The organism is Micromonospora sp. C51, assembly GCF_018070435.1.
In the GTDB taxonomy this organism is placed as follows: domain Bacteria; phylum Actinomycetota; class Actinomycetes; order Mycobacteriales; family Micromonosporaceae; genus Micromonospora; species Micromonospora sediminimaris.
In genome coordinates, this window is record NZ_JAGPXQ010000010.1 from 153,855 (window position 1) to 170,869 (window position 17,015).

Here is a 17,015-nt window from a genome sequence, read left to right on the forward strand (position 1 = left end):
CAGCACGCTTCTCGGCACCGGCCTCGACCGGCAGGGAACCGCCGCGAGCCTGCTCGCGTCGTACCCTGATGCCCACCACCGACCGCATCCGAATGCCGGCGGCCTGCCTCGCCATGCTGCTGGCCCTGGCCGGTTGCGGCGAGTCGGACGGAGGCACAGTGACCGCCGACCAGAGCCCCACCCCAACCGGCAGCTCTCCAGCCGCCAGTCCCGACCGGTCGGACGGCGATGCCAGCGCGCAGCCTCCCGTCGGGCGTACCGGCAGCCCCCTGTCGCCCACCGAACCGCCGCTGATCGGCACCCCGACGGCACCGCCACGCCATCCCACCGAACTACGCAAGACCAACGTCCTGGCCGGCCGACTCAGCCAAGGCGGCAGCGGCCCCTGCTACACGCTGGTCACCGACGACGGCCGGGAGTACGCGTTGCACGGCACCGACAAGGGCACCTTCGCCACCGGATCCTGGGTACGGGTGACCACCGCTCCGGCTGCGGCCGAGGTGGACTGCGGCCCGGGAATCCCGCTCAGCATCCTCAAGATGAGCCCGGTCGGTTGACCGTCCGCGCCGTTCGGTCGGACCGGCCCTGGCATCCACACCGACGGCACGGACCGGCGGACGCAGCGACGACGCCGCCGGTCGTCGCCGGGTCCCGTCGCAGCCCGGTGATGATCGGCAGGACAGGGCCCTAGGCTGTCGGACATGACCGAGCAGCGTGACGAGGCCGTCGACGAGTCCTGCGTACTCACCGAGGGGCCGTGGACGCACCGGTTCGTGGGCGCCAACGGCAGCCGCTTCCACGTCGTGGAGGCCGGCACCGGGCCGATGGTGCTCTTCCTGCACGGCTTTCCCGAACACTGGTGGGCCTGGCACCGGATGCTGCCGGCGGTCGCCGACGCCGGTTTCCGCGCCGTCGCCATGGACCTGCGGGGCTACGGGGCCAGCGACAAACCACCCCGGGGGTACGACGGCTACACCCTCGCGGCCGACGTCGCCGGGTTGATCCGGGCGCTGGGCGAACGCTCGGCCACCCTGGTCGGCACCGGCGCCGGCGGCATGATCGCCTGGACCGTGGCGTCGTTCCACCCCAATCTGGTACGCCGCCTGGTGGTGCTCGGTGCCCCGCACCCGCTGCGGCTACGGGCCGCCATCTTCGCCGATCCACGCGGTCAGTTCGCCGCGTCGACCCCCGCGCTGAAGTTCCAGTTGCCCCGGTACGAACACCTCCTCACCCGCGACAACGGCCGCGTGGTGGAGGAGATGCTGCGCCGCTGGGGCGGCCACCGCTGGGTCACCGGCGCGGACTTCGCCGACTACGCGCGGCGTTACCGGGAGGCGATGCGGATCCCGCAGGCCGCGTTCTGCGCGCTGGAGGGCTACCGGTGGGCGTTCCGCTCGGTACTGCGGCTGCACGGCTACCGGTTCGTGAAGCTGATGCAGCGTCCGCTTTCCGCGCCCACCCTGCAACTGCACGGGGCGCGGGACGTGGCCGCGTTGCCGCGTACCGCCCAGGGCTCCGGGCGCTACGTCAGCGCACCGTACGAGTGGCGACTGCTCGACGAGGTCGGGCACTTTCCCCACCTGGAGACGCCGGAACTGGTGCTCGGTGAGGTTCTCCGCTGGGCGAAGTCCTGACCGGCTCGGACGGCCTCAGACCCGCTGCTCGCGTACGTCGGTGACCTCACCGGCGGGGGCCCACCCCTGGTAGACGCCGAAGTCGAACGCCTCCAGCCGCATCGCCTGCGCCACCGGCCAGCGTCCACCGGTGTACTCGACCCGCAGCCACCCGTCGTGCTCGGCCAGCACGATGAACGGCTGCCCCTTCCAGGTGCAGGTGGTGCGGACGTACGCCAGTTCCTCGATCTCGTTGGCCGGCACGACCCGGACGTGCCGGCCGGGTCGCACCTCGGTGAAACCCTCGGTCGCCTCCGGCTGGTACAGCCGAACCTCACCGCCGTCCGGGCTGGCCTGGAACTCCCGCCCGCGCCAGCGCGCCACGTAGCCGTCGCGCATCACCGCTCACCGACCTCCTGCCAGGAGAGCGTGTCGGCGTCGAGCACGGCGATCAGCCGCTCGGTGCCCGAGGCGTCGATGCACACCAGTTGGGCGCCGTGCGGCAGCCGGACGCTGTCCACCTTGAACTCGGCGAGCACCTCACTGCCGGAGCCGGGGGCGAAGCCGTTGCCCCGGAACGGGGGCCGTTCGATCACCCAGCCCTCCATCGCCCGCATGGCCGCCTCGTTCTGCCCGCCGTAGGGGATGCGGTACAGGCTCGGCCGGTACGCCGGCCACCGGAGCACGTAGATCTGTTCGGCGTCCACGGCGAAGGGCGACTCGGGATGGTTGAGGCCGAGCGCCTGGTAGAGGGCGGTCGGGGTGGTGAGATGCGCCAACTCGCTCGCCCGGTGGACGAATCCGGAGACCCGGTCGTAGCCCCGTTCCAGGTAGTAGCCGAGCTGGCTCGGGGCGATCGCCTTCTGCATCACGATCGGCCGGGCCAGATCACCCGACGGTGCCGCCTGCCGTGGACTGCTCGCCGGTGCCGGGGCCTCGACGGTCGGCTCGGGCTCGCCCTCGGCGTCGTCGCCGAGGCCGAGTTCGGCCGCCCAGTTGGCCAGCCCGACGATCTGCTCACCGGGCAGCTTCGCGCCCACCGGAGTGCCGGGGTTGACCGCGAACGACCACGAAGGGTCGGGCCACCTCCGGATCAGCTGGACGAAGCGGACCTGGACCGTCTCGGCCGCCGGATCGGTGTGGTCGGCGAGACGCTGTGGAGAGGTGTAGGCCACCACGAAGGTCTGCCCGTCCAGCTGCACGGCCGGCCAGACGAAGCCCGGGTCGCCGGGGCGGCTACCCGGGGCGGAGTCGGCCGCGACCGGCATGAGGACCCGGGCCAGCAGCAGCGTGGAGAGGAAGGTGTCGGTGCTGCCGGCCTCGGCGGCACCGTGGAGGTCGTCCTCCACCTCGTTGGCGGGCCGGAAGGGCGGACCGACGACGGGCGCGGTGACCGCGCCGGACGCGGCGTCGGGGACCGGCGGTTCGGCAGCCGCGGGCGCTTCCGTGGCCGGCGCGGTTGACGCGGGTGCCGAGGTCGGCGACGCCGTTGACGGCGGTGCGGACACCGGGGTGAACAGCGAGGGCGTCTCCGTGACCGGGGCGGCCGTCGGGCGGGCGTCTGCCGGTGGTGCCGCAGCAGCGTCGGTGTCCGTCCGGGTCCGGCTGGGCGGTGCCGGGGTGGCCGTCGGAGCAGCGGCCGCCGGATCGGGCGTAACCGCCCGCCCTGGAACGGTCGGATCGGGCGTCACCGTCCGGACCGGAACGGTCGGCTCGGGCGGCGCTGTCGGCGCGGCCACGGTCGGCTCGGCTCCCGACACTGTCGGCTCCGGGCGGGGCGTCGGGAAGCGTACCGTCGGCTCCGGCTCGGCGGCTGCCGGCTCCGGTGCCGGCACGGGCGGGGTCGCCACCTCGGTGTCTTCAGGTGCCGGACGGGCAGGCGGTGGCTCCGCCTGGGGCCCGCTGCCGCCGTGCGGTGCCCCGCCGGGCTGACCCGGCTGACCGTTGGTCAGGGTGAGGTCGCGGGCCTCGATGATGGTGCCCTCTATGACGATCGGAGTGAATCCGCGGCGCGGCGCGGGCGGCGCGGAGACCGGCTCGGCCGCCGAGGTCGGCTCTTCCTCGACCGGCTGGCGCCGGGGTAGCGCCTGGGTCGGGTCACCGCCGCCGGCGGTCGGATCACCGCCGCCCGGTGCCGCCCAGCCCGCGGGGGTACTCACCCGCAGCGGCCGGACCGGCCCGTCGGGCGGCGGCAGCGGTTGGGTTGCCTCCTCGTTCGGGACGGGTTGCGTCCGGGCGGTGGCCTGGTCGTTCTCGCTGAACACGAAGGCGCGGGTCGGCCCGTCGGAGGGTGGTTCGCCGGCCGATCCGCGCCGGGGAAACGGCTGACCGCCCCGGAACCGGGACGGTGGCGCGGCGCGCTCGGCAAGGCGGTCACCGCGATGCGTCGAGCGACCGTTCGCGGGCTCGAAGAAGGAGCGCTGAGCCGGCGGCTCGGAACCGGCCGCACGTCCGTTGCTGGGCGTTCCGGGCCGCTCCGGCGCCATCGGCCATCCCGGCCCGGCGGAGGTCGGCTCCTCGTTCCGGCCCGGCGACGGCCGCCGTGGCGGCATGTCGTCTCTGCTGGGGCCATCCGGCCGGACCCCGCGGAGATCACCCGGCAGCCGGGGGCCGGCCGCACCGGCACGACCCGTCCCGCTGCTGTCGGGTCGAGCCGGGCGGGGCGGGGCGGGTGCCCGCTCGGCGGGCTCCGGTCGGTGCGGACCGCCGACCGTGCCCGACGCCACCGACGGCACCTCGGGCACATGGAAGGCCGCCGGCACCACCGGCGGCGCCGGGGAGAGCTGTGTCGGCCGGACCGGGCCCGGTTGTCGCGGTGGGGACGGCGGGTTCGGCGCTGCCGGGGCGGGTGCCGCCGAGGCGGCGTCGCGAGCCCGGTTCAGCGCCTCCACGCGTTCCAAGCGGGCGCGAGCGCCTACCGTACGGCCGGGTAGCCGGACGTCACCTCGGGAGAGCTGGGAGACGTACCAGGCGGGCAGGTAGCCCTCGATGGGCAGACCCGGGTTCACCGCCAGCCACCACTCGTGGTTCGGCCAGCTCGTGGCGAGTTCGGCGTAGCCGGTGCGTCGGCTGGGGCCGGCGTGCTCGCCGAGGCAGGCCCGCATCGCCTCGGCGGAGGTGAACGCCAGCACGTGCGTCCGGCCGCCGGTCGTCCAGGTGCCCCAGCCCACCGGTGTGTGCCCTGCGGCCGCTTGGGCGGAGACCGGCAACAGCAGCTCGACACCGGACAGGATGCGGAAGTAAAGCTGCTGGTCATTGCCGTGCAGCGCGTCGCGCATCGCCGCCTCGGCCCCGGTGGCCGGCTCCCAGTCGGTCACGGCCACCCCTCCTCCCGGGCACAGGCCATAGGTATCGGGTACAACCTACAAGGTGATCACAAGATCACAATGCCAGGCTGGCGGTGGCCCGCCCGGTTGACCAGCTACCGATAACATTCCGTTCCGTTATCGACACGATACGGAGGCGGTCGATGTACCGGGTACCAGGTGCGCGGTGGCACCGGCGGGGTGCTCGACGCCTGCCGTACCTGCTCCTGGCGGGACTGGTCGCAGCCCTGCTGGCCGGCCCGGTGACGCCGGGCGCGGTGACGCCGGCCCGCGCCGCGCCGGGATGTGCGTCGCCTCCGGCACCGGCCCGGCCGGTCGCCGCGACCCCGTGGGCCCAGCAACGGTACGCCCCGGAGCGCCTCGCTCGGCTGGCCACCGGCGCCGGAGTGACCGTGGCGGTGGTCGATTCGGGCGTGGACCGACGGCATCCCCAGCTGGCCGGGCGGGTGCTCGCCGGCACCGACCTGCTCGATGCCGGCGGCGACGGTGGCCTCGACTGTGTCGGTCACGGCACCGGCGTGGCGAGCATCATCGCCGCCACGCCACGCGACGGGAGCAGCTTCCATGGGTTGGCGCCGAAGGCCCGGATCCTGCCGGTCCGGGTCAGTGAGCAGCAGGTCGTGGACGGACGCGGGACGGGCCGCACGGCAGCGCCCGGCGACCTCGGCCGGGCCATCCGCTGGGCGGTCGACCAGGGCGCCACCGTGGTCAACCTTTCCGTGGTGCTCTACGCCGACCATCCCACGGTCCGCGCGGCGGTCGGGTACGCGCTCAGCCGGGACGTGGTCGTGGTGGCTGCCGCCGGCAACCTGTCCGGTGGCGGCGAACGCCGCCCGTATCCGGCCACCTACGACGGGGTGCTCGGGGTCGGTGCAATCGGCGCGGACGGGGCGCGGGCCGACTTCTCGGAGACCGGCGACCACGTGGATCTCGTCGCTCCCGGTGTCGATGTGCTGATCGCCGCCCCCGGACGCGGTCACCGCAGCGCCGACGGAACCAGTTACGCGGTGCCCTTCGTCGCCGCCACCGCCGCCCTGCTACGCCAGTACCGCCCGGACCTCAGCGCGGTCGAGGTGGCTCGGCGGATCGTCGCCACCGCCGATCCGGCGCCCGGCGACGGGTACGGCGCGGGAGTGCTCAATCCGTACCGGGCGGTGACCGAGGCCGGATCGGTGCCGGGGCACGCGCGGCCGGCGGCCGGGCTGGTCGACGATCGACCCGATCCGACGTTGCTGGCGCAGCAGGACCGTCGGAGCGACGCGTGGCGCCGCGCACTGCTGCTGACCGGGGTGGGGGTGCCGATGGTGGCTGCCGTCGTGCTGGCCGCGGCGGTGTTGCCCCGAGGGGTACGCAGACGATGGCGTCCGGCCCACCATGACCACGACGCGGGGTGACGCCGATCCGCGCCACCCCGCGACCCGTGCGGGTTCACTGGAAGAGGCTGGTGTTCCGCTTCTCGGTGTCGAGATAGTCGGCCGCGGACTCGTCCACCGCGAGCTTGATGTCGCGCAGCATCACCTGGAGATCCTGCGAGGCGTTACGCCACCGGGCCTGCCGCTGTTCGTAGGCCTGCTGGGCCGCGCCGGACCAGCTGGCGACCAGCGGCGCCGCGTCGCGCTCCAACTGGCCGAGTTGGGCGTCCAGTGTGTTCAACGCCCGTTGGATGTCCGCGCTGGCCTGTTGCAGCGCAGCGAAGTTGACGACCAGCACACCGTGCTCCATCGGATTCTTCTCCCTGGGGTCGTGGGCTAGAGCGGCAGTTGGATGCCGCCTCGGTTGGTGGCAGCCACCCGGGCGGCCGCCTCGGCGTCCGACGCGTCGTACCGCGTGCCGGCGGCACGGATCGCACCCGCCGTCTCCCGCAGCGCCTGCTGCAACCCGGCCTGGTCCTCCGCCCACTTCCGTTTGACCTGCTCGAACGACCGGCCACCAGCCCCGCGCCAGGCCTGCTGAAGGATCTCCAGCTGGACCAGCAGTCCACTGAGCATCGACTGCAACGACTGGTCGGTCTGCTCGAACTTCGCCGCGGTCTGCTGCATCACCGCGGCCTCTGCCTGGGTCTGGGACACCTTGGACGTCACCTCGTCTCTCGATCGTGGCTGGCCCTGCGGCGGAAACGCACCACCCACGACGCCGGAGGGCGAGCACGACGCGGGATGGGCCAACGAGAACTCGTCGCTGAGAGTAGCGACACGATCGCGGTCTTGCTACCCCTCGGCGTTCCCCTGTGGACAACGCGATCGCTCGCCGGTGATTACGATGGGCGGCGGCAATGTCGCGATGGGTGACCGGTTTCGGGGGAGGTGTGATGGCGGTGACCCTCACTCCCACCCGCCCGGATGCGGCTGTCCTCCATGGCCCGAGCGATCTGTCTGCCGGCCCCGAGCCTCGGATCCGCCCCACCGGAGCACGACGACGCACCGGCCGCCGGAAGCGGGTCGCTCGGCTTCGGTCGGGGCAGATCGTCGCGACCCAGGTCGTGGTGGCGACGCTCGTCGTCGTACCGGGCCGGGGTTCCCTGGCGACGGTTGCCGGGACACTGGTGGCGGCCGCGCTGCTCGCCGTGACCTGGTGCCGGGTTCGCCGGCGATGGTTGCACGAGTGGCTGGTCATCGGCGTCGGCTATCTGGCCCGACGGCGGGCGACCAGAGCCCGTTCCGGTCCGACGGAGCTGCTCGGCCTGGTGGATCCGCACGCCGTGATCCGTCCCGTCGAGCTGGGCGACGGTACGGCCTCGGTGCTGGACGACCCGGCCGGCCTGGTGGCTCTGCTGGAGATCGGCGACCCGGCCGACCTGCTCGGTGACGGCGAACTGTCACTACCGTCACCCGCGTCGCTGCTCCCGGTCGAGACCGACCAGGTACCACCCGTACGCGTACAACTTCTCCTGACCGGCACGCCGGCACCGGCGGTCGGTGCCGGCGGCGGCGCGGCGGCCGTCTCCTACCGTCAGCTCACCGACGGGCAGCTGGCCGGCCGGGAGCGGGCGGTGCTGGCGGTGCGGGTATCGCGGACGCGGGGCTGGCCGGAGGAGGCGCTGCGGCACGCCCTCGCGGGCACCGTCCGGCGCATCGTCCGGCGGCTCCGACCGGTGACCGTGCGACCGATGGGCGAGCAGCCGATCCGGCGGATGCTCGCCGAGTTCGCCCACCACGACGGACGTCCGGTGCGGGAGTCCTGGCAGGCGGTCCGATGCGGCGGCCTGCTGCAGACCACCTTCCGGTTGAGCCGGTGGCCGGGCGGGAACGCGGCCACGCTCGTGCCCCGGCTGTGGGAACTGCCGGCGACGGCGATCACGGTGGCGCTGCACACCGGGACGGAGCGGCCGGCGGCCACCGTTCTGCTCGTCCGGCTCGCCGCGGCGACGCCCGCCGAGCTCTCCGCGGCGGCCCGGCAGTTGCGGCGGACGGTGGCCGCCGACGGCGCGACGGTGCAGCGGCTCGACGGCGGGCAGTTGGGCGGGCTCGCCGGAACGCTGCCGTTGGCCCTGCCCGGGGTGCCGCTGACCGGGAAACCGGAGCGCGAGGTGCCGATCGGCAGCGAGGACCTGGCGCGAGAGCTGCCGTTCGGTGCCGCCGGGCTGATGCTCGGCGTCAACCGGCGCGGCCACGCCGTCACCGTCCGGCTGTTCCGGCCGGAGAGCACCCGACTGATGCTCGTCGGCGGGGTACCCGCCGCCCAACTGGTCGTGGTGCGCGCGATGGCACTCGGCGCCCGGGTCATCGTGCAGACCGCCCGGCCACACGCCTGGGAGCGGTTCGTCCGGGGCGTCGGCTGGCCGGGCGGGCCGGTTCGGCTGACACCACCGGACCGCCCGGTGGCCGGGGAACCCGGCACACCACTGACCCCGGTGCTCGTGGTGCTGGACGCGCCAGCGCCGGCCGGTCCCCGGCCGGGCACCGCCTGGCACACCACGCTGCTGGTCCGCGACGTGCTGACCCCGGCCGACGCGGACGCGTTGGGCCGGGCCGACCTGGCGGTGTTCCAGCCGCTCAGCCCGGCGGAAGCCACCGTCGCCGGCAACGCGCTGGGGCTCGGCGACGCGGCGAAGCTGCTGACCCGGATCCGGCACGACATGGTCGCCGTGGTCAACCGGCGGGCCCTGCGTTGGGCACTGCTCGCCTGCACCGCGATCGAGGCGCAGCTCATCGACGCCCGGCCCGCCGCCGAACCGGATGATCTCGCGGGTTCCGCCCACGCGTCCGCCGTGGCACCATGCCCGCCATGGGTTTTCTGAAAGGTCTACTGATCCGGGTCGGCGCCACGGCGGTGGCCTTCTGGCTGGCCACACTGCTTATTCCCGGTATCTCGCTCGACACGGAATCGGTCTCCGAGACGATCCTGACCCTGATCCTCGTCGCGGTCATCTTCGGGGTCGTCAACGGGGTACTCCAGCCGATCATCAAGACCGTCGGCTGTGGTTTCTACCTGTTCACCCTCGGCCTGATCGCGCTGGTGGTCAACGGCCTGCTCTTCCTGCTCACCGGCTGGATCGCGGATCAGGCTGGGCTGCCCTTCGACGTCGACGGCTTCTGGCCGGCCGCGGTACTGGGGGCGCTCTTCGTCGGTGTCGTCACCTGGATCCTCGGTGCCATCCTCGACCGCGACTGACCGCCCTCTCGGCACCGCTCGCGCCCGGCCGGCGGCCCCCCCAACGGTGACCGCCGGCCGGGCGCGAGCGGCGGCCATATCCCGGGAATTGGCTGCCGAAACGCCCAGGGTGAGGCACTAGCTTCGGCGGCGTGTTCACTCTCGCCCGCGATGACGGCTACACGATCAGCACGGATCCCGCCCGGCTCGATCTGGATCTCGTGCACACCTGGCTCAGCCGGGACGCGTACTGGGCGCTCGGGCGGGACCGGGAGACAGTGACGCGGGCGTTCGCCGGATCCGTCGGGTTCGGCGTGTACCGGCCGGCGGACGGCCGGCAGGTCGCCGTCGCCCGGGTCATCACCGACCGGGCCACCTTCGCCTACCTCTGCGACGTCTACGTCGACCGGGCCGAACGGGGCCGGGGGCTGGGCACCTGGCTGGCCGGCGCGGTCCGTGACCATCTGGCCGAGCTTGGCGTACGCCGGATCCTGCTGGCCACCAACGACGCCCACGGGGTGTACGCGAAGGTCGGCTTCGGCGGGGTACGCGCCGACCGGTGGATGGAGTTCGACCAGCGCGACCAGGTCGTGAGCCCGCTCACCAGCAAGGATCGACAGCCCAGTACGCCCCTTACGGTGGAGCCGTGACGTCGCTCCGCCTCGGATACCTCTACGGACTAGGTGCGTACCTGCTGTGGGGGTTCTTCCCGCTCTACTTCAAGCTGCTGCGGCCGGCCGGTCCGCTGGAGATCCTGGCCCACCGGGTGGTGTGGTCCGTCGCCTTCGTCGCGCTGCTGCTCGTCGCGCTGCGCAACATCGGCTTCCTGCGGGCGTTGCTGCGCCGGCCCCGGGCCCTCGCGGGGATCGGTGCCGCCGCCACGCTGATCGCGGTCAACTGGTTCACCTACATCTACGGCGTCAACTCCGACCGGGTGGTGGAAACCGCCCTCGGCTACTTCATCAACCCGTTGGTGGTGGTCCTGCTCGGGGTGCTGGTACTCCGCGAGCGGCTGCGCCCGGCACAGTGGGTGGCGCTCGGCGTCGGCGCCCTGGCCGTGGCCGTGCTCACCGTCGACTACGGCCGGCTGCCGTACCTCGCGCTCATCCTGGCGTTCACCTTCGGCGGGTACAGCCTGGTGAAGAAGCGCCTGGGCCTGCCTGCGGCCGAGGGCCTGTTCGTCGAGTCGGCCGTGCTGTCGCTGCCCGCGCTGGGCTACCTCGGCTGGCTCGCCGCCACCGGTGACGCCGCGTTCGGCCACGTCTCGGTCGGGCACACGGCCCTGTTGGTGCTCGCCGGAGCGTTGACCGCCATTCCGCTGCTGCTCTTCGCCGGTGCCGCCAACCGGCTGCCACTGTCCGCCCTCGGCATGCTCCAGTACGTGGCGCCGATCCTCCAACTCGGCTGCGGTGTACTGATCTTCCACGAGCCGATGCCGCCGGCCCGGCTGGCCGGCTTCGCCCTGGTCTGGCTCGCCCTGATCGTCTTCACCGCCGACGCCGTACGTCAGGCGCGGCACACCCGCCGTCTGCGCCTGGACGGCACCGTGCCACCCACGCCGGCGGTCGCCACCAGTCGCTGAGGTCGCCGCCAGCGAGCAAGCTGAGGCGCGGTTCAGCGGACTTCGTAGGCGAGCACGGGAGTGCCGTCGGCACGGATCAGTTCCAGCCGGACCAGTTCGGCGTTGGTGAACCGGGTCGCTCCGGTGATCCGCAGGTCGTCGCCGGGCGCCGCCAGCCAGGAACCGATCTGCTCCTGCGAACCGTCCCCGGCGTGCGCCACCAGCCGGAAGGCGTTCGCCTTGCCGTACCCGGCCCGCTCGTCGTAGCCGCAGTGCATGGTGACCTCGGTGCCCCAGTTGGTGCCGGTCAGGCCGATCTCGGCGTGCACCGGCACCGTTCCGGCCACCGGTTGCATCTGCACCATCCGGACCTGTCCCGCCGGCCCGTTCGGCCCCTGCCCGGGCAGGATCGTGGCCACCCCGAGGCCGACCACCAGAGCGAACGCGGCGGCGGCCAGCCCGATGACCGCGTACCGCAGCCGGCTGGCCTGCCGCTCGCGGCGTCGGCGGTCCCGTGCGGCATTGAGCAGCTCGGGCACCCGGGGGTTCTCCGGCGGCGGCAGGAACTGTTCGAGGCTGGCCGGATCCAGCCGGCCGAGCAGACCGGGCAGCACGGCGATCTCAGAGACCGACTGCTGGCAGGCCGGGCAGTCGACGAGATGCCGTTCGTAGGCCACCCGGTCGGCGGGAGAGAGCGCGCCGAGCACGTACGCCCCGTCGTCGTAGGCGAACTCGCAACGGTTCATCCGGTCACCCCCATCTCGGCCAGGACCAGCCGTAGGGAGCGCAGCGCGTAATGGGTGCGGGACTTCACAGTGCCCGGCGGCACGCCCAGCCGGGAGGCCGCCTCGGAAACCGATCGACCCTGGTAGAAGCACTCCACCAGGACATCGCGGTGCGAGGGACTCAGCCGGTTGAGCGCCTCCGCGACCGTCCACGCCTCGACGGCCCGCTCGGTTTCGTCGACGACCTCCGGCGGCTCGGGAAGTTCGTCGGTGTAGACCTCGCCGACCCGGGTGGACCGCCGCCGCCAGGCGTCGATCGCGAGGTTACGAGCGGTGGTGAAGAGCCAGGCCCGTACCGAGCCGCGCCGGGGGTCGAGCGACTCCGGATGCCGCCAGGCCCGCAGCAGCGTCTCCTGCACCAGATCCTCGGCCCGCTGCCGGTCGCCGTTGACCAGCCGCAGCGCGTGCGCGTACAGCGCCTCGGCATGCTCGTCATGCAGGGCGCGCAGCAGGTGGGCGTCGTGGTCGCTGATGGTCTTCTCCTCGCTCTCGGCGCGAGCGGGCGCGGTGTTACGACCAGAGATACGTGCTGTCACGCCGAACGGTTCATTCCCAGCTCAACCTGGGATTCCCGGGAGTGGAGTTCATCGCTGGTTCACATCGACGCTGACCCGCGCTCACCGCGCCGCCCTAGCGTCCGGCGGGTACGCGTCGGTGACCTGCACCGACGTGCACCGACCCTCAGGAGGATCCTCCCCATGAGCGACCGTCCTCGGCTGCTCCCGCTGCTGGGCACCCCCCGCCACGGCAGCCGCGACGCCATGACCTGCCTATACCGCTGCGGCAACGCCTGTGACCACCCGGTACCCAACACCTCCGACAACGCGTACTTCGGTGACGTGGTGAACGCCGAGGTCAGCCGCCGCGGCGTGGTCCGCGCCGGGGCGGTCGGCGCCCTGGTGCTCGGTTTCGGCGGCGCTGCGGCCGGCGCGCTGGCCGGCGCGGCCCCCGCCGCCGCCGCGGCCCCGGTCCCCCCGGTGCCGCCGGCCGGTCAGCCGGCGACGGCCGGCCGTCGTCCGGGCAGCGGTGCCCTGAGCTTCAAGCCGATCCCGCCGAACACCCTCGACACGTTCGTCGTCCCGAACGGCTACGACCACGCCGTGGTCATCCGCTGGGGTGACCCGGTGGTGCCCGGTGCACCGGAGTTCAACCTGCGCCGGCAGACCCCCGCCGCACAGGCCAAGCAGTTCGGCTACAACAACGACTTCGTCGGCGTGCTTCCGCTGGACAAGCGCGGCAAGCGGGCACTGCTCGTGGTCAACCACGAGTACACCAACGAGGACCTGATGTTCCCCGGCTTCACCAGCCAGGACGCGCTCAGCGTCGAGCAGGTGAAGGTGGCGATGGCCGCACACGGCATGTCGGTGGTGGAGATCGAGCGGGTCGCCGGCACCGGCCAGTGGCAGGTCGTCGACTCCGGCCGTCGGCCGTACAACCGCCGCGTCGACGCGCTGAGCAGCAAGTTCGAGCTGACCGGCCCGGCCGCCGGCTCGTCGTTCCTGAAGACGGCCGCCGACCCGAAGGGCCGTACGGTCATCGGCACGCTCAACAACTGCGCCGGTGGGGTCACCCCCTGGGGCACGGTGCTCTCCGGTGAGGAGAACTTCAACCAGTACTTCGTCGGCGGCGACGCGGCACCGGAGTCGGAGAAGGCCCGGCTGGCGCGCTACGGGATCAGCACCACCGCCCGCTACCCCAGCGGCAGCCGCAAGTGGGACCGGGCCGCCGAACGCTTCGACCTCGCCAAGCACCCTAACGAGGCCAACCGGCACGGCTGGGTCGTGGAGATCGACCCGTTCGACCCGGAGAGCCGCCCGCGCAAGCACACCGCGCTCGGCCGGTTCAAGCACGAGGGCGCGAACGTCATCGTCGCGCGCAACGGGCACGTGGTCGCGTACATGGGCGACGACGAGCGCTTCGACTACCTGTACAAGTTCGTCTCGGACAAGAAGTTCATGAAGGGTGACTCCTGGGTCGCTCGCAAGCACAACCTGACGCTGCTGGAGTCGGGCACCCTCTACGTCGCCAAGCTCGACCAGACCAGCGCCGGTGAGATCGACGGCTCCGGCACCCTGCCCAGCGACGGCGCCTTCAACGGCCGGGGCCGCTGGATCAAGCTGGTCAGCGGCAACCGCTCCTACGTGGACGGGATGACCGCCGCCGAGGTGCTGACCTTCACCCGCATCGCCGCCGACAAGGCCGCGGCGACCAAGATGGACCGCCCCGAGGAGGTGGAGATCAGCCCACGCACCGGCAAGGTGTACGTGGCGCTGACCAACAACTCCAACCGCGGGGTCGGCAGCAACCCGGCACCGGACGAGGCCAACCCGCGTACCGCGAACCGGCACGGGCAGATCCTGGAGCTGGTCGAGGACCGGGGGGACAACACCTCCGACGCGTTCACGTGGTCGCTGCCGATCGTCTGCGGCGACCCGGCCGACCCGTCGACCTACTTCGCCGGGTACGACAAGACCAAGGTGTCGCCGATCTCCTGCCCGGACAACCTGCTCTTCGACCGGGCCGGCAACCTGTGGATCTCCACCGACGGCAACGCCCTGGGCAGCAACGACGGACTCTTCGCCACCCCCATCGAAGGACCGGAGAGGGGCCACCTGAAGCAGTTCCTGACGGTGCCGGTCGGCGCGGAGACCTGCGGCCCGTTCTTCACCGACGACGAGCGTTCGGTCTTCGTGGCCGTGCAGCACCCGGGTGAGATCACCGGTGCCACCATCGACAACCCGGCCTCCACCTGGCCGGACGGCGACTACGCCAAGCCGGGCGTGGTGGTTACCTGGCGGCTGGACGGCGGACCGGTCGGTAGCTGACCCCGCCCCGGCATCGCGCCGGCCGCCCATCCGACGGCCCTCTCCCCACCAGGGAGGGGGCCGTCTCGGCGGGCGACGAAGGTCAGTTGTCGGCGGCCAGGCCGTCGGCGATGGCACGGGCCGCGGTGAGCAGCTTCGCCCGGACCACCCGGGCGGAGGTCATCATCTCGCTGGCCGGCAGCGCGCAGGCCAGCACCGTCCGCCGTTCCATGTCCTTGTCCGGGCTCACCAGCACGGCGGCGCAGGCCACACCCTGCCGGAACTGGCCCAGCTCCAACTGCATCCCGCGTCGGTCGCCGGCCGTCAGGTCGGCCTCGAAGGCCTCAGGGGTGGTGAGGGTGGCGCTGGTGAACGGACGCATGCCGTACTCGCGCAGGTAGCGGTGGCGCTGCTCGGCGGTGAGCGTGGCGAGCAGGGCCTTGCCGAGCGCGGTCGCATGCGCGCCCTCGTCGAACCCGGGGACGAGATCCTCCAGGTACGGCGAGCGGTGTCCCTCCGCCACGGCGGTGATCGCCACCTGACCGCCCACGAACCGGCCCAGGAAGTGACTCCAGCCGGTCTCCAGGGCCGCCCGCCGCAGACTCTCCCCGATGGCCGGTGAGCCGCGGAAGGCGGCGACCAGTTCCCGGTAACGGTCGGCCACCTCCAGACCCACGATGTACGTGCCGTCCTCCCGACGGATCACATAGCCCTCGTAGGCGAGGGTGCGGACCAGGTGGTATGTGGTGGCCACGGTCAGCTCGCAGCGGCGGGCGATCTGTTTGACCGTCAGGCCCCGTGGGGCACGACCGACCGACTCAAGCACTCGAAGCGCGCGGGAGACACTTCGGATCAGGTCCGAAGGTTCCGCCAGGGGGTCACGCACAACCACCTCCGCCACCGGGGACTTACACCATATGAAAAAGCGGCCCGGCGCGAAACGCCTGATCGGGTGGATGATCCAAGGGTAATCGAATACGCGATGTGACGTACGCCGCACTTTCCGTCGCCGGGATGCGACTGGCGTAGGTTGGCCGCACCATGACCCGCATCGCCCCTCCACGCACCGCGGCGGCCGCCGCACGACCCGTCCGGGCCAGTGCGGTCGCGGTCACCGTCACGATCGTCTGTGTCCTGCCGGTCTTCCTGGTCGGCGGGCTCGCCGTGCAGCTGCGGGAGGAGTTGGGCTTCTCCCCCGCCGGTCTGGGACTCGTCGTGGCGGTCTACTTCGCTGTCGGTGCCCTCGCCTCGGTGCCGTCCGGCGCGATGGTCGAGCGGTGGGGTGCCGCAGTGGTGGCCCGGGCCGGCATCTTGGTGTCCGCCGGCGCCCTGCTGGCCGTGGCGGTGGCCGCCCGGTCGTATCCGGTGCTGGTCGGTCTGCTCGCCGTGGCCGGCACCGCGAACGCGCTCGGTCAACTGTCCAGCAACGCCCTGCTCGCCCGGCACGTCCCGCCCCGACGGCAGGGGCTCTCGTTCGGCGTCAAGCAGGCGGCCATTCCGGTCTCCACCCTGCTGGCCGGTGTGGCAGTACCCACCCTCGCGTTGACCGTCGGTTGGCGTTGGGCCTTCGTGGCGGCAGCCGGTGCGGCGCTGGCCGCGTTGCCGGCCGTACCCGCGCAGGGCGCCCCGACCGCACGGCGGCGCACCGGAAAGACCGGCGGCGCGAGCCCGGGCCTGGTCCTCGTCGGGGTGGCCGCGACGCTGGCCGCGGGCGCGGCGAACGCGCTCGGCACCTTCGTGGTCGACGCCTCGGTCGACCGGGGCCTCGGTCCGGGCATGGCCGGGCTCACCCTGACGCTCGGCAGCGCGGTCTGCGTCGCGGCCCGGATCGGCATCGGCTGGCTCGCCGACCGACGCACCGGCGGACACATCGCGGTGATCGCCGGTCTGCTGGTGGCCGGCGCGGTGGGGCTGGGCCTGCTCGCGGTGGCCGGCCCCGGGCCGTTGGTGGTCGGCGTGGTGCTCGGCTTCGGTCTCGGCTGGTCCTGGCCTGGGCTGATGAACTTCGCGGTGGTCCAACTGCACCCGCAGGCACCGGCCGCAGCCACCTCGATCACCCAGACCGGGGTGTACGCGGGCGGCTGTCTCGGCCCGCTCGCCCTCGGCCCCTTGGCCGCCGCGGCCGGCTATCCGGCGATGTGGCTCACGGCCGCCGTCGCCATGCTCGTCGCCGCCATCCTCATGCTCACCGCCACCCCGCTCCTCTCCACCCCCCGCTGACCCCCACGCCCACGCCCACTCCCCCGCCCCGAAGGTTGATCAAGAAGTTTGCGTCAGGATCCGCGCGGACAGCGACCAAAACCTCTTGATCACCCCGGCGGGGGTGGGGCCGGTGG

At 72.7% G+C, this 17,015-nt stretch carries 16 protein-coding genes; 9 read left to right on the forward strand and 7 right to left on the reverse strand.

All coding sequences use genetic code 11. The features are described from left to right. Positions 1–68 precede the first annotated feature (68 nt). On the forward strand, positions 69–557 hold the full coding sequence (locus KBX50_RS14295; protein WP_210937512.1) for a DUF5818 domain-containing protein: 489 nt from the start codon (positions 69–71) through the stop codon (positions 555–557). Between the two features lie 144 nt (positions 558–701). Further along, complete coding sequence (locus KBX50_RS14300) at positions 702–1,634, forward strand: alpha/beta fold hydrolase (RefSeq protein WP_210937513.1); 933 nt, start codon at positions 702–704, stop codon at positions 1,632–1,634. Positions 1,635–1,649: 15 nt separating this feature from the next. On the opposite strand, the gene KBX50_RS14305 is transcribed toward KBX50_RS14300, so the two are convergent. Both KBX50_RS14305 and KBX50_RS14310 read right to left on the reverse strand, forming a co-directional pair. Next, positions 1,650–2,015: a hypothetical protein gene (locus KBX50_RS14305; RefSeq protein WP_210937514.1), complete on the reverse strand. Its 366-nt coding sequence runs from the start codon at positions 2,013–2,015 to the stop codon at positions 1,650–1,652. Then, on the reverse strand, positions 2,012–4,930 hold the full coding sequence (locus tag KBX50_RS14310; RefSeq protein ID WP_307870953.1) for an SseB family protein: 2,919 nt from the start codon (positions 4,928–4,930) through the stop codon (positions 2,012–2,014). The genes KBX50_RS14305 and KBX50_RS14310 overlap by 4 nt, the downstream gene beginning before the upstream one ends. Before the next feature lie 152 nt (positions 4,931–5,082). Here KBX50_RS14310 and mycP point away from each other — a divergent pair, with 152 nt between their 5' ends. Beyond that, positions 5,083–6,333: a type VII secretion-associated serine protease mycosin gene (mycP, locus tag KBX50_RS14315; protein ID WP_210937515.1), complete on the forward strand. Its 1,251-nt coding sequence runs from the start codon at positions 5,083–5,085 to the stop codon at positions 6,331–6,333. Positions 6,334–6,367: 34 nt separating this feature from the next. On the opposite strand, the gene KBX50_RS14320 is transcribed toward mycP, so the two are convergent. Then, the gene (locus KBX50_RS14320; RefSeq protein ID WP_093404050.1) at positions 6,368–6,661 is read right to left on the reverse strand and encodes a WXG100 family type VII secretion target; all 294 of its coding nucleotides are present in this window, start codon (positions 6,659–6,661) and stop codon (positions 6,368–6,370) included. 26 nt (positions 6,662–6,687) lie between these two features. Then, positions 6,688–7,008 carry a WXG100 family type VII secretion target gene (locus KBX50_RS14325; protein ID WP_210937516.1) on the reverse strand — a complete coding sequence of 107 codons (321 nt, stop codon included), beginning with the start codon at positions 7,006–7,008 and terminating at the stop codon, positions 6,688–6,690. A 239-nt stretch (positions 7,009–7,247) separates the two neighbouring features. Here KBX50_RS14325 and eccE point away from each other — a divergent pair, with 239 nt between their 5' ends. The 4 genes from eccE to rarD all read left to right on the forward strand — a co-directional run bounded on the left by eccE (position 7,248) and on the right by rarD (position 11,111). After that, a complete protein-coding gene (gene eccE / locus KBX50_RS14330) occupies positions 7,248–9,176 on the forward strand; it encodes a type VII secretion protein EccE (protein ID WP_210937517.1) in 1,929 nt (642 codons plus the stop codon). Further along, complete coding sequence (locus tag KBX50_RS14335; RefSeq protein ID WP_210937518.1) at positions 9,164–9,550, forward strand: phage holin family protein; 387 nt, start codon at positions 9,164–9,166, stop codon at positions 9,548–9,550. The genes eccE and KBX50_RS14335 overlap by 13 nt, the downstream gene beginning before the upstream one ends. A gap of 131 nt (positions 9,551–9,681) precedes the next feature. Next, entirely contained in the window at positions 9,682–10,179 is a 498-nt protein-coding gene (locus KBX50_RS14340) for a GNAT family N-acetyltransferase (protein WP_210937519.1), read from the forward strand. Next, entirely contained in the window at positions 10,176–11,111 is a 936-nt protein-coding gene (gene rarD / locus KBX50_RS14345; protein ID WP_210937520.1) for an EamA family transporter RarD, read from the forward strand. The genes KBX50_RS14340 and rarD overlap by 4 nt, the downstream gene beginning before the upstream one ends. A gap of 32 nt (positions 11,112–11,143) precedes the next feature. On the opposite strand, the gene KBX50_RS14350 is transcribed toward rarD, so the two are convergent. Together KBX50_RS14350 and KBX50_RS14355 are read right to left on the reverse strand one after the other, a co-directional pair. Continuing rightward, positions 11,144–11,836: an anti-sigma factor gene (locus tag KBX50_RS14350; RefSeq protein ID WP_210937521.1), complete on the reverse strand. Its 693-nt coding sequence runs from the start codon at positions 11,834–11,836 to the stop codon at positions 11,144–11,146. Continuing rightward, positions 11,833–12,327 carry a sigma-70 family RNA polymerase sigma factor gene (locus KBX50_RS14355; RefSeq protein ID WP_232511229.1) on the reverse strand — a complete coding sequence of 165 codons (495 nt, stop codon included), beginning with the start codon at positions 12,325–12,327 and terminating at the stop codon, positions 11,833–11,835. Before KBX50_RS14355 ends, KBX50_RS14350 begins: the two co-directional genes overlap by 4 nt. Before the next feature lie 246 nt (positions 12,328–12,573). Here KBX50_RS14355 and KBX50_RS14360 point away from each other — a divergent pair, with 246 nt between their 5' ends. After that, positions 12,574–14,700 (forward strand): PhoX family phosphatase, encoded by a 2,127-nt coding sequence (locus tag KBX50_RS14360; protein WP_210937522.1) that lies wholly within the window; start codon positions 12,574–12,576, stop codon positions 14,698–14,700. Positions 14,701–14,782: 82 nt separating this feature from the next. Here KBX50_RS14360 and KBX50_RS14365 read toward each other — a convergent pair whose 3' ends face one another. After that, a complete protein-coding gene (locus KBX50_RS14365; RefSeq protein WP_210937523.1) occupies positions 14,783–15,565 on the reverse strand; it encodes an IclR family transcriptional regulator in 783 nt (260 codons plus the stop codon). A 155-nt stretch (positions 15,566–15,720) separates the two neighbouring features. Here KBX50_RS14365 and KBX50_RS14370 point away from each other — a divergent pair, with 155 nt between their 5' ends. Beyond that, positions 15,721–16,899: an MFS transporter gene (locus KBX50_RS14370; protein WP_210937524.1), complete on the forward strand. Its 1,179-nt coding sequence runs from the start codon at positions 15,721–15,723 to the stop codon at positions 16,897–16,899. The last annotated feature ends 116 nt before the right edge of the window (positions 16,900–17,015 follow it).

Excerpts from the sequence above, each read along its gene's own strand:
- KBX50_RS14295 (WP_210937512.1), top strand. The coding sequence starts at position 69 with ATGCCCACCACCGACCGCATCCGAATGCCGGCGGCCTGCCTCGCCATG.
- KBX50_RS14300 (WP_210937513.1), top strand. The coding sequence starts at position 702 with ATGACCGAGCAGCGTGACGAGGCCGTCGACGAGTCCTGCGTACTCACC.
- mycP (WP_210937515.1), top strand. The coding sequence starts at position 5,083 with ATGTACCGGGTACCAGGTGCGCGGTGGCACCGGCGGGGTGCTCGACGC.
- KBX50_RS14320 (WP_093404050.1), bottom strand. The coding sequence starts at position 6,661 with ATGGAGCACGGTGTGCTGGTCGTCAACTTCGCTGCGCTGCAACAGGCC.
- eccE (WP_210937517.1), top strand. The coding sequence starts at position 7,248 with ATGGCGGTGACCCTCACTCCCACCCGCCCGGATGCGGCTGTCCTCCAT.
- KBX50_RS14335 (WP_210937518.1), top strand. The coding sequence starts at position 9,164 with ATGGGTTTTCTGAAAGGTCTACTGATCCGGGTCGGCGCCACGGCGGTG.
- KBX50_RS14350 (WP_210937521.1), bottom strand. The coding sequence starts at position 11,836 with ATGAACCGTTGCGAGTTCGCCTACGACGACGGGGCGTACGTGCTCGGC.
- KBX50_RS14360 (WP_210937522.1), top strand. The coding sequence starts at position 12,574 with ATGAGCGACCGTCCTCGGCTGCTCCCGCTGCTGGGCACCCCCCGCCAC.
- KBX50_RS14370 (WP_210937524.1), top strand. The coding sequence starts at position 15,721 with ATGACCCGCATCGCCCCTCCACGCACCGCGGCGGCCGCCGCACGACCC.